A 12,000-nucleotide genomic window follows, 5' to 3' on the forward strand; every position below is an offset into this window, starting at 1 on the left:
CTTCTGTCGCAGCGGCAGATCCAGCGAGCGCACCTCGGCGCGCGGCGAGATCATTTGCAGCCCCATCTTCTCCAAGCTGGCCGCAACGCGCTCCTCCGCCGCCCTCTTGTTGAGCAAACCGGCAAAGCCGGTCGGCTGGTACGGCAGCAGCAGATTCTCCGCCACGCTCAGATCCGGAATCAGGGTGAGTTCCTGAAAAGCCGTCTGCACGCCCAGCCTGTGCGCATCCCGTGGGCTGCTCATGCGCACCTCTTCGCCGAACAGACGGATCACCCCGCTGTCCGGTCGAACCAGGCCGCTGAGGATCTTGACCGAGGTGGACTTGCCCGCCCCGTTTTCCCCCAGAAGCGCATGAACCTTCCCGGGAGCGATGCTGTACGTCACGCTTTCGAGCGCCACGGTCGGCCCGAAGGCCTTGCGTACCTGCTCGACACTGATGGCTTGCGCTTGCTTAGACATGGCGAACGACTCTTGAACAGACCATGGGCGCCGAGTTACTTCTCGGCCTGACCTGTCAGCGCAGCATTGAGTGCGACTTCAGGCGTTTCGGGGTTGAAGACGTCCGCAAACCAGCCCGGATTGGTGACGACGGAGGGTTGGAACACATTGCAGCCCTCCTTCATTTCCTTCCAGGTACCTTCCTTGCAAAGCTTCACGGTGTCGTTGGTCACTTGAGGCAGCGGCACGATGACGTCGTGAGGGAATTTCTTGCCCCCCAGCGCCTGGATCGCCAGCTTGAGCGCATAGGCGCCAGACACCGGCGGAGAGGAGTACGAGAAGCTCGGCGCCCCCATCGGCCGATAGGTTCCGTTGGCGCCTTCGACTTCCTTGTTGGACACCGGCAACATCTGGATACGGTGGCCGTTGGCGCCCTCGCCCGCACACGGCTTCTTCTTGGCGTCCGGGATGCCGGCCTCGTCCTGCATCGAGAAAACGGTGTAGCAGCCCACCTGAACAAGCAGGCCGTCGACCTTGTCCCAGGGATGCGAGGCCAGGATCTTGGTCATCTCGGTGCGAGCCACGGCCTGGCTCCACATGCCGACCCCCTGGGCAACCACCTTGACATCCGGATACTTGGCGAACACTTCCATCGACGCCTTCGTGCGCTGGGTGTCGGTCGAGGTGCCGGGAACACCGGTGAGATACACCACGTTGCCCTTGCCACCCATGGCCTTGACCAACCACTCGGCGGCGACCTTGCCGGCCAGGAGCTGATCGATGTGCACGTTGTGCGCACATGGTTCCGTGATCTCGGCGTCGTAGGCGAAAACATGCACGCCCTTGTCGCATGCCGCCTTGACAGCCTGGTTCAGCGCGGTCGGCGAGATCGGGTAAATCACGATCGCCTTGGCGCCCGCCTGCACCATGGCATTGATCTGCTGGATCTGTTTCTGCGCATTGGGTCCGGCGACCTGGACTTCGAAATCGATCTTGTCCTTGTTGCTGGGGTGTGATGCCATGGCGCGCTGCATCGACGCCGCTTCTCCCTGCCAGTCGTTGCCGATGTAACTCATGCTGAGAAAGACCTTGTCCTTCGCAGCAGCCGCACCTGAAAAAGCAATGGCGGCGCTCAATGCGAGCACGGCACGGGCGGCGATGGTATAGCTCTTGGTCATCGTAGTCTCCAGTTGTCGAAGTGAATGCCCAATGGGCGATTGGAAAAAAATGGATCGGCCGACCTGATCGGCAGATGTCCTGCGGAAGAAAACTATTTAATGACGATCGGATTCACCGGCGCACCCGAGCCGCCAACGATCTTCAATGGAGCCGCTGCGTAGAGAAATGTCCACTGGCCGTCTTTCGCGCAGTCCTCTGCCAGAGGATCGAGTTGCGCAATTTCCGTCAATGCGACGCCGAGATTTCTCATCAGCGCGTTGTGCAACGGGAGTTCGACGCCCGAGACTGGATCGACGGTCACCTCGTTGGCCATCGTGTCGGTGACCAGGTTGGGAATCTCCATGTCCTGGAACCACTGGACCAGTTCCCGGCTGTAGGTAAGGCCAGGCTCCTTGAAGTCCTTGTAGAACTCGGCGTGCTCGCGCTTGTAGAAGGATCCGATCCAACCGGTGCGGACCATCAGGATGTCCCGCTTCTCGATCACCACCCCTTGCCTTTCCGCAGCCTCGAGCAAATCGACATGCGAAAAGGTTTCTCCGGGACCGAGGACTTCTTTGCCACGGTGGCGCGCCATGTCGATCAGAACGCCGCGGCCTACGACTCCTCTTTCGCCAATGGGCAGCACACTCGCCTTGGCCAGGCCGCCAATGGTGGTGTCCGCGTCATAGCCATTCCATATCTGGTCGTCGTACCAGACATGCCCCAATGCGTCGTACTGGGTGGAGCCTTGCAGGTACATGAACATCACGTCGTCGGCATACTCGTATTGCCCTGGAAAACGTGGCCCCTTGCCGCACAGGTAATGACCTCGGTCCATGACATTCATCCGCTTGGCGGATTGCCGACCGGGCCATACCGGGTCGCCCCCAGGGTCGCCCATTCGAACCTGCAGCGTGAAAGTCTTTCCTTGCTTCACGGTTGCAATGCCGCGCAGGATTTCCGTTGCCGTCAGGTAATTGAGCGACCCGACTTCGTCGTCCTTGCCCCATTTGCCCCAGTTTTTTGGAGAGCTTTCCAAAAGCTCCCGCACATGAGGCACGTTCTTCGCTTCCATATGACTCCTTGGTCAGGTTCTCGTTAAAGGACGCAGCTTCCGCACACCGGCACCGACGGCGGGGGCTCGGACGAACGCCACCTCCGCCCCTGGGTACCGATGCCCACCACGTCGAAGGTGCAATTGAAGCGCTTCATTTTTTGAAAGCATTTGTTCTCGGTACAAGGTGCAGGCGCACCGGTAGTGGATTGGAAGCGCTTCATTTTGCGGGAGAAGACAAGACGCGCATCATGGTGTTTTCCCGAATACGCGACCCCAGGAATTGCCCAGGTGGCGGGGCCGGTCAGCGCTCGCTCAGGAAGCCTCTATTTCCCGTATCATGAAGCGCTTCATCTGAGCCCTGTTCACGAGCGCACGGCCGGCACCTACGATTTCGCCTTCCAAGACTTTCATCCATGCCTCAATCGCCCACTGGCAGACCGACTCTGGAGGACGTCGCACGACTCGCGGACGTCTCGCTGGGGAGTGCATCTCGCGCCTTGTCGGATCCCGGCCTCGTCAAGCCGAAGACCCTCCAGCGTGTCATGCAGGCGGTGGAGCAACTCGGCTATGTGCGCAACGGTGCGGCTCGGGCACTCGCCTCGCGCCGAACATTTTCGGTAGGTGCTGTTTATCCCACTTTGCACAACCCGGCGTTCGCCGACTCGATTCACGCCCTTCAGCAGACGCTCTGGGGCTTTGGCTACCAGTTGGTCGTCGCAAGCCACGAATACGTCGAGGAGCGCGAATACGAGGTGGTGCGCTCCATCGTTGAGCGGGGCGTGGATGGCCTCATTCTGGTGGGTGTCGAGCATGACCAACAGGTGTTCGACCTGGTGCGTCATCGGAAGCTTCCGTTGGTCTTGTCGTGGTCGCTTGACCAACCGCCCTACGGCCACTCTGTCGGCTTCTCGAACCATCAGGCTGCGTACGACCTCACACTCGCAGTACTCGCCAGGGGGCACAAGGACATTGCAGTCGTTTGTGGTTCACGGGAGCACAACGAACGCGCTCGCCAGCGAGTGAGCGGAACCGCCGACGCCATGGCCGAACACGGCCTCAAGCTGCGCGAAGACTGGATCATCGAGCAGCCTTTGTCCGTGGAGGGCGGCAAGCTCGCCATGCATCGAATTCTTGCGATGGATCAACGTCCGACAGCGATCATGTGCAACACCGATACCTTGGCCATCGGTGCGCTGCACGAGTGCCGGATGCATGGAATCGTGGTACCCGACCAAATGTCCATCACGGGCTATGACGACATCGTGCTCGCCAGCCTGACGGTTCCGCCTCTCGCTACCGTGCATATTCCGACGGCGCAGATGGGGACGCTTTGTGCACGACGCCTGGTCGGTCTGATTGAAAACCGCGACCTCGGCGAAATCCCTGCGCTAGGCCATGAAGTCATCATCCGTGAAAGTCTTGGTCAGGCACCTTCCATGGCCACGTTGGCACCGAGTGAGACCAGTGCGATCAAGAACGTGTTGATGCCATCGAGAATCGACTCCGATATGGTCTAACCTCGTCGACTGGAAACATCAATAAGAGTCATCAAAGCCATGCAGCCGCTGGCGTTCGTGGTGGCCACGATGGCGGCATGGTCGATGAATTCATCGAGGTGCACGCCCTGTTCGAAACAGTACGGCGCGCTCGTTCGCACTACCGGCGGCAAGCATCCTCCAGAATCAGGTCGGCCGCCTTCTCCGCCACCATCATGACGGCCGCCTGGATGTTGCCCGACACCATGCGGGGCATCACGGAGGCGTCGACGATGCGCAAACCGCTCATGCCCCGTACTTTCAAGCGCAGATCGACCACGGCCGCATCGTCCTCTCCCATGCGGCAGGTGCCGATCGGATGATAGATCGTCTGGCCGTTCTGGCGTGCGAAGGCGAGCCAGTCGGCGTCGGAGCGAACCTCGATTCCCGGACTCATTTCCTCGACCACGTGGCGCCGCAGCGCCGGCCGTTCGACGATGCGCCGCGCGATCTGCATGCTGCGCACCATGCACTCCCGATCGACGGGGCTCGACAGAAAATTCGGCCGGATCGACGGCCCCGCGGAGGGGTCCGGCGATTTGATGTGAATGGTGCCGACCGATTCGGGCCGCAACTGCGTCACGCCGATCGTCATGCCGGGCAACTTATCGAGCACGCGCTCGGCGGCATTCGCATAGCTTGCGTGCATGAAGAAATACTGCGCGTCGGCTGTTGGCATCTCGGGCTTGGTCTTCACGAACGCGTTCACCAGGCCGGTGCCCAGCGTGAGAATGCCGGTCCGCCGCGCGTAATACTCCGACACGGCCAGACCAAGGCGCCAGCTCCGCGACATCTCGTTCAACGTGACGGCGTCTTTCACGCGCCAATTCATGCGGGTGCAGAAGTGATCGATGTAATTCTCCCCGACCCCGCGCAGGTCGTGGCGCACCGCAATGCCATGTGACTGGAGCAGTTCGGCCCGGCCGACGCCCGAGAGTTCGAGCAACTGGGGAGACTGGATCGCACCGGCGGCAAGAACGACTTCCGCAAGGGCATTGACCGTGCTCTCCACGCCGTTCCGGCGGTAGGTGACGCCGGTGCAGCGCTGGCCGCTGATCTCGAGGCGCACCACATGCGCATGGGTCACGATTGCGAGGTTCTTGCGCCTAAGCGCGGGCCGCAAATAGCCGTCGTACACGCTCCAGCGCCGCCCGCCGCTTTGCGTCACCTGGTAGTAGCCCACGCCTTCCTGGCGCCCGGCGTTGTAGTCTTCGTTGAAGGACAGGCCGTCCTCCCGGGCCGCCTGGATGAAGGCGTCAGAGATCGGAAAACGTTCGCGCACCTGCGCGAGCTTCATCGGCCCTTCGTGTCCGCGCGTGGGTCCGCCCTTGTCGTAGTTCTCGAGCTTGCGGAAGTAGGGCTCGACATCTTTCCATGCCCAGCCGCACGCACCGGCGTCGCGCCAGGCGTCGTAATCCCCGGACTGCCCGCGCACGTACACCATGCCATTGATGAGCGTCGAGCCGCCCAGGCCCTTGCCGCGCGGTACCGCGATCACCCGCTGGTTGGTGTTCTCTTCCGCCTCGGTCTGGAAACGCCAGTTGTACTGCGTGTTGGTCAGCAGCTTGCTGAAGCCTGCCGGAATGTTGATCCACATGCTCGCGGGTTCGCCACCGGCCTCGAGCATCAAAACGCGGTGCTGTCCGGAGGCGGTCAACCGGTTCGCCAGGATGCAGCCGGCGGTGCCACCGCCGACGATGATGTAGTCGTAGGGTTCCATGTTCACTGTGTCTCCGTCCAAGAAATGACCTTGCCGGGATTCATCGTCCCGGCCGGGTCGAGCGCCGCCTTGACGCGGCGCGCCAGCCTCAGTTCCGGAGCCGAGCGGCACCGTTCGAGTTCGCTCACGCGGTACTGCCCGATGCCGTGTTCGGCGGAGATGCTGCCTTGGTGTTTCACGACCAGGTCGTGGACGAGCGCATTCAACGCCGGGCCGTCACAAGATGGCGGCACGACGACGTTGTAGTGGATGTTGCCGTCGCCGGCATGCCCGAACGCATTGACGCGCGACCCGGGAAACGCGAGCGCGACCGCTGCATCGGCCTCGCGCAGGAATGCGGGAATGCCGGAAATGGGCACGGACACGTCGTGCTTGAGCGAGCGCCCTTCGCGCGACTCGGCCTCGGTGATGGATTCGCGCAGCAGCCAGAGCTCGCCTTCCTGCCGCTGCGATTCGGCGATGACGCCGTCCGTCGCATCGCCGTCTTCGAGAACCATTGAAAGAAGCGCTTCCACCGCATCGCGCAGGCCGGGAAGGCACGAGCTCGCTTCCAGCAGCACGAACCATTCGGAGGGCGCCAGCGGCGTCTTGAGGCTTTGGTGGCGCTCGACCAGTTCCAGTGCGGCGCCGGACATCAGCTCGAACGCGTTCAGCGTCTCGCCGATCTGCTGCCGCGCCGCGCGAAGCACCTTCAATGCGGCATCGGCGCCGGGCACGGCCAGCAGCGCCGTGACGCGGTGGCCGGACAGCGGCGCAAGCTGCAACACCGCCGCGGTGATGATGCCGAGCGTGCCTTCGGTGCCGATGAACCACTGCTTCCAGTCGTAGCCGGCGTTGTCCTTGCGCAGGCGGCGCAGCCCGTTCACGACTTCGCCATTGGCGGTCACGACCTCCAGGCCGAGCACGCGTGCCCGAGACATGCCATGGCGCAGCACGTTCGTACCGCCGGCGTTGGTCGAGAGCACGCCGCCGATCTGCGCGGAGCCTTCCGCGGCCAGGCTGATAGGCAGCATCAGGCCGGCGGCCTCCGCGGCTTCCTGCGCGGCCTGGAGGATGCAGCCCGCTTCGACCTCCATCGTTTCGCCGAGGACGTCGACGTCGCGGATTGCACGCATGCGCGCGAGCGACAGCACCACCTGCCGGCCGCTGCCGTCGGGCGTCGCGCCGCCGGAGAGGCCGGTGTTGCCGCCGTGAGGCACGACCGCGATGCCCTCGCTCGCGCAAAGGCGCACCACGGCCGCAACCTCGTCGGTGGCTCGCGGCAGGACGGCGCAGCGAGCCCGGCCCTTGAACACATGGCGCCAGTCCACGTTGTAGTTCTCGAGATCGGCCGGGTCCGCCACCACACCGCGTTCGCCGACGATGGCGCGGAGCGCCTCCAGGAATTGCACGTCGGTCATGTTCCGGTCGCCTCTTGCGCGGGCACGCCCATGAACGCGGCCATCAGCGCAACCTGGCTCGCGAGCATCGGCGCACCGAACTGCACGCGGCAGCCTTTCGCGCGTGCCGCCCGCAGCAGCGGCGTCTCGGCGGGCTGCATGATGATCTCGGCCACGATCTGGTCGGCCGAGAGCCGGCCGGTGTTCAGCGGCAGCACATCACCCTCTCGAAGGCCAAGCGAAGTGCCGTTGACCACCAGGTCGTGCTGCGACGGATCCTCGGTTCCCAGTTCGATCGCCAAGCCGGGAAAATCCTCCTTGAGGCGGGCGATGAGCTCCTCGGCCCTGGCCGGCGTACGGTTTGCAACCGTGAGGCGCGAGACGCCGGCCTGCGCGAGGGCATAGGCGATCGCGCTCGCGGCACCGCCCGCGCCGGCAAGATAGGCGGCAAGGCCCGCGGGCTCGATGCCCTCGCTGCGCAGCCCGGCGACAAAGCCTTCGCCGTCGAGCATGCCGCCGACCAGGCGGCCGGCGGCGGTTCGGCGCACCACGTTGACCGCGCCGATCCGCTGCGCGGCAGGCGTCAGTTCGTCGCACAGCGCGGGCATGGCGGTCTTGTGCGGCACGGTCACGACGAAGCCGCCCAGGTTGTTCATCCGGCGCAACCCGTCGACCATGGCGCCAAGGCCCTCGGCGCCGACGTGGATCGGCACCATGACGCCGTCGAACCTGCGCGCGTCGAGCAGGCGGTTGATGCCCTGAGGCGTCTTCACGTGATGAATTGGATCGGCCAGGATGCCGAAGATCTGTGTGTGTCCAGTGATTTCGATCATTTTTCAAGCCTGCGTATAGGTGGTCTTGACGGCGGTGTAGAACTCGCGCGCATAGGCGCCCTGCTCCCGCGATCCGTAGCTCGAGCCCTTGCGGCCGCCGAAAGGCGCGTGGTAGTCCACGCCGGCTGTCGGCACGTTCACCATCACCATGCCGGCGGTCGAGTTGCGCTTGAAGTCGCTGGCATGCTTGAGGGAGGTCGTGCAGATGCCCGACGAAAGGCCAAACTCGGTGTCGTTGGCGACCACCAGTGCCTCTTCGTAGCTTGCGACCCGGATCACGCTGGCAATCGGACCGAACACCTCTTCGCGGTTCACGCGCATCGCGTTGTGGGTGTCGACGATCAGCGCGGGAGACAGGTAGAAGCCGGGGTGCTCACGCTCGAGGAGTTCGCCACCTGCGACCAGGCGGCCGCCCTCTTCCTTCGCATTGGCTATGTAGAAGCAGTCCTGGTCGAGCTGGTCCTTCGAGGCCACTGGGCCGATGTCGGTGCCGCTCTTCAGTGCATGGTCGGTGCGCAGCTCGGCCATGCGCTCGATCGTGGCGGCGACGAAGCGGTCATGGATGCCGTCCTGCACGATGAGCCGGCTGGAGCCGGTGCAGCGCTGGCCGGTGGAGAAGAACGAGCCATTCACCGCCACCGAGACCGCCTGCGCCAAGTCCGCATCGTCGAGGATCACGAGCGGGTTCTTGCCCCCCATTTCCAACTGGACCTTGGCGCCGCGCTCCATGCACCGGAGGCCGATCTGCCGCCCCGTGGACGTCGAACCCGTGAAGGTCATCGCGCGCACCTTGGGCGAATTCACCATCGCATTGCCGACCTTGGAGCCGGCGCCCATCACCAGGTTGAAGACGCCGGCCGGCAGCGCACCCGCACGCGCGATGATCTCCGACAACGCCCAGGCACTGCCCGGAACCAGGTCCGCGGGCTTGAAGACGACCGTGTTGCCATAGGCTAGCGCGGGCGCGATCTTCCATGAGGGAATCGCAATCGGGAAGTTCCAGGGGGTGATGATGCCGATGACGCCTTCGGCTTCTCGCACCACGTCCACCTCCACGCCGGCGCGGATCGACGCGAGCTTTTCGCCGCCCAGGCGCAAGGCCTCGCCGGCAAAGAACTTGAACACGCGGCCCGCTCGCGTGGCTTCGCCGATGCCCTCGGCCAGCGTCTTGCCCTCCTCGCGCGAGAGCAACCGGCCCAGCTCATCACGGCGCGCGAGGATCTCGGTTCCGATGCGGTCGAGTGCGTCGGAGCGTTCTTCGGCCGTCTTCCGTTGCCACGGGAGGCGGGCCTCGAACGCCGCATCGATCGCCTGGAGTACCTGCGCCTCGTCGGCGCGCGCGTACTCGCCGACGAGGTCGCTGGTGTCCGACGGATTGATGTTGCGGTTCACGTCCGCACCGGAGAGCCATTCGCCGGCAATGTAGTTCGACTTGAGTTCTGCAGTCATCGTGGTTCCAATGTGATTCATGTGTCAGGTCATCAGCCAGCCGCCAGCGACATCGATCACCTGGCCGGTGATGAAGTCCGACCTCGGTGAGCTCAGGAATAGGCAGGCGTCCGCCACTTCGGTGGGCTTGCCGAGCCGCCGCAGCGGCGTGACGCCAACCACGGCTTCGTTGGCCTCGCGCGGCGCACCGGCCACCATCGGCGTATCGATACGGCCGGGGGCCAGCGCATTGACCGTGATCCCGTATGGTCCCAGTTCGCCCGCGAGATGGCGGGTCATGCCGATCACCGCCGCCTTGGTGGTGCTGTAGTGCGCGGCCACGATGTCCAGGTAGGCCTTGCCCGCCACTGAAGACATCGACAGGATGCGCCCGAACCTGCGATCGACCATGCCGGGTGCAAGCCGCCGCACGAAGTTGAAGACGCTGTGCAGGTTGACGTCGATCACGCGGTGCCATTCGGCCGGTTCCATCCGCCAGATGGGCATTGGCTTGCCCGCGTGCTTCGGCGAAATGCCGGCGTTGTTGACCAGCGTGTCGACGGGGCCGAGCATTTTTTCGATGGCGCTGCAAGCGGCGTCGCATTCAACGAAGCTCGCCACGTCGGCTTGGACGAAGCAGACGTGGTGGCCTTCAGCCCCAAGCCTTTTCGCCAACGCCTGACCCGCCGTCGAATCGAAGTCCACGAGCCCGACCGCCGCGCCGTCGGCGGCATAGCGCTCGGCAATGGCCGCGCCGATGCCGCCCGCGGCGCCGGTGACGAGCACGACGCGACCGCGGTGTTCAAGCTCTTGCAGTGCATCCATGTCAAAGCTCCAGGTAGGCGCGCCGCAGACAGAAGCCGAAGCGCGCGTGGCGGATCAGCCAGCTGATCCAAAGGGTCACGGCGAGGAATCCGAATGCGATGGCCAGGGCATCCGATGTCTCCGTAGGTGCAATCACTTGAAGCGCTTCATTTTCAAACGGAGAAACATGTAACTGCCATGGAAAATAGGCCTAAATAGTAACTTGAAGCGCTTCATAAAACAAGCGGCGGCAGCGTTTGTGCCTAGGGGTCTTCCCCAGGACAAAGGAGCGCCGCCCGCGCCACCTCGCAATGCGAAGCGCGCATGGCAAAGCCGGCGCTCAGCCGGCCAAACCATGCCGGAAGGTCCAGTCGAGTTGCTTCTCGCCGCGCGCGTGTTCACGAACGCGCGACCCGCCTGCGCTTCTGGGTTCGTGGTCCGGCTTGGGGTGCGATGGGGGCGCGGTGTCCGGTGCGGTGTCGCGACGCCGCCTGGCGGCCAGAACCGAAGTTCCTGCCGCCGCTGCGTTGAGGGCCGCTTCAGATCCTGATGAATTCCTGCGCGGCCAGCGAGCCGAACGGCAGCGATGCAAGCGGTCCACCGACATCGATCGGTCCGAGATCGACCGGCGCGAAACCAATGTCCTCGAGGATCTTGCGGACTTCAGCCTTCGCGGCAGCGTCATCGCCCGAATAGAAGAGCACGCGCTTGCCACCCGCCACTTCCGGCTCCGAAAGGACCTTGACATCGAGGTGGTTGAACGCCTTGACGATACGTGCGCCCGGGACGAACTCTTTGAACACCTCGCTTGAATGCTTCCCACCCAAGTCGACGGCCTTGATGCCGTAGGCTGCAAGCGGATTGCTCGGGTCTTTGGCGTCCGGCGAATTCGGATCGAGGAACTCGACCGGGTTGGTGCCATCGATGACGATGCGCCCCTTCCACGCAGGCAAGCCGCTCAAGACTTTCTCGGCATCGACCCAACGCAGCGCGGCAACCACGATATCGGCACTCGCCGCCTCGGAAGTCGTGCCCGCCTTGATCGAAGGGCCAAGCTCCTGAACCAGCGCTGCCAGCGAATCCGGTCCGCGGCTGTTCGAAAGCGTGGCCGCGATCCCCTTCTTCGCGAGTGCGCGCGCCACATTGGCGCCGAGGGCGCCAGAACCAATAATGCCGATGCTCATGATGTATTCCTGTTGAGTTCAGTAATGCCAAGGGGCTTGAGAGATCAAGCTGCCAGCGCCCCGAAGGCTGACGGCTCTGCATGTCGACTCCCGCAACGCTGCGCACGGTCGATGCCGTGGTGGGCGCGCAGGAATAACTGCGCTTGGACGACGGCCGATTGGCCTGTATGGGCCTCAGGCGCTTTCGCGAGCGCTTTGCCGCCCGGCAGTGCCTCTCAGGCTGGCGCCAATCCGCCGAATCTCGGCTTCCCCTTGCGCGAGGGTTGCCTTGCTCGTGTGCACCGAGTAGTGACCCATGACCAGATCGTGCGGATGCTTCACCGCCGAGCCCAGCACGAAGGACGTGTCGCCGTAGGCCACGACATCGAAGGCCTGGCCCGACTCCTCGAAGACGACGAGTTCGCCGGCCGTGGCAGGGCCGCCGGCATCGAGCCGGCCCGTGTCCACTGCCAACCATGCCACCG

At 63.9% G+C, this 12,000-nt stretch carries 11 protein-coding genes and 1 pseudogene; 1 reads left to right on the forward strand and 11 read right to left on the reverse strand.

The window, feature by feature from the left end:
* The 3 genes from AC1DY5_RS23540 to AC1DY5_RS23550 all read right to left on the reverse strand — a co-directional run.
* A partial coding sequence (locus AC1DY5_RS23540) for an ATP-binding cassette domain-containing protein (RefSeq protein ID WP_478115259.1) occupies positions 1-459 on the reverse strand: 459 nt, incomplete at its 3' end.
* 35 nt (positions 460-494) lie between these two features.
* A complete protein-coding gene (locus AC1DY5_RS23545) occupies positions 495-1,616 on the reverse strand; it encodes a sugar ABC transporter substrate-binding protein (RefSeq protein ID WP_478115260.1) in 1,122 nt (373 codons plus the stop codon).
* Positions 1,617-1,708: 92 nt separating this feature from the next.
* On the reverse strand, positions 1,709-2,671 hold the full coding sequence (locus tag AC1DY5_RS23550; protein ID WP_478115261.1) for a cyclase family protein: 963 nt from the start codon (positions 2,669-2,671) through the stop codon (positions 1,709-1,711).
* 395 nt (positions 2,672-3,066) lie between these two features.
* On the opposite strand from AC1DY5_RS23550, the gene AC1DY5_RS23555 reads away from it, so the two are divergent.
* Positions 3,067-4,170, forward strand: a complete 1,104-nt coding sequence (locus tag AC1DY5_RS23555) for a LacI family DNA-binding transcriptional regulator (RefSeq protein ID WP_478115263.1) — start codon at positions 3,067-3,069, stop codon at positions 4,168-4,170.
* A gap of 139 nt (positions 4,171-4,309) precedes the next feature.
* On the opposite strand, the gene AC1DY5_RS23560 is transcribed toward AC1DY5_RS23555, so the two are convergent.
* The 8 genes and pseudogenes from AC1DY5_RS23560 to AC1DY5_RS23595 all read right to left on the reverse strand — a co-directional run.
* Positions 4,310-5,908 (reverse strand): GMC family oxidoreductase, encoded by a 1,599-nt coding sequence (locus AC1DY5_RS23560; RefSeq protein ID WP_478115275.1) that lies wholly within the window; start codon positions 5,906-5,908, stop codon positions 4,310-4,312.
* A gap of 2 nt (positions 5,909-5,910) precedes the next feature.
* The gene (locus AC1DY5_RS23565) at positions 5,911-7,308 is read right to left on the reverse strand and encodes an FAD-binding oxidoreductase (protein WP_478115264.1); all 1,398 of its coding nucleotides are present in this window, start codon (positions 7,306-7,308) and stop codon (positions 5,911-5,913) included.
* Positions 7,305-8,120, reverse strand: a complete 816-nt coding sequence (locus AC1DY5_RS23570) for a shikimate dehydrogenase family protein (protein ID WP_478115266.1) — start codon at positions 8,118-8,120, stop codon at positions 7,305-7,307. Before AC1DY5_RS23570 ends, AC1DY5_RS23565 begins: the two co-directional genes overlap by 4 nt.
* Before the next feature lie 3 nt (positions 8,121-8,123).
* Positions 8,124-9,569, reverse strand: coding sequence for an aldehyde dehydrogenase family protein (locus tag AC1DY5_RS23575; protein WP_478115268.1), 1,446 nt, complete (start codon positions 9,567-9,569; stop codon positions 8,124-8,126).
* Positions 9,570-9,593: 24 nt separating this feature from the next.
* Positions 9,594-10,373: an SDR family oxidoreductase gene (locus AC1DY5_RS23580; protein WP_478115270.1), complete on the reverse strand. Its 780-nt coding sequence runs from the start codon at positions 10,371-10,373 to the stop codon at positions 9,594-9,596.
* A gap of 1 nt (position 10,374) precedes the next feature.
* Positions 10,375-10,509, reverse strand: a complete 135-nt coding sequence (locus AC1DY5_RS23585) for a hypothetical protein (RefSeq protein ID WP_478115271.1) — start codon at positions 10,507-10,509, stop codon at positions 10,375-10,377.
* Positions 10,510-10,891: 382 nt separating this feature from the next.
* Positions 10,892-11,536, reverse strand: coding sequence for an NADPH-dependent F420 reductase (locus AC1DY5_RS23590; protein WP_478115273.1), 645 nt, complete (start codon positions 11,534-11,536; stop codon positions 10,892-10,894).
* A 174-nt stretch (positions 11,537-11,710) separates the two neighbouring features.
* Positions 11,711-12,000, reverse strand: a pseudogene (locus AC1DY5_RS23595) (pirin family protein); the annotation flags it as partial.

Source organism: Variovorax sp. P4_D9, from assembly GCF_056401695.1.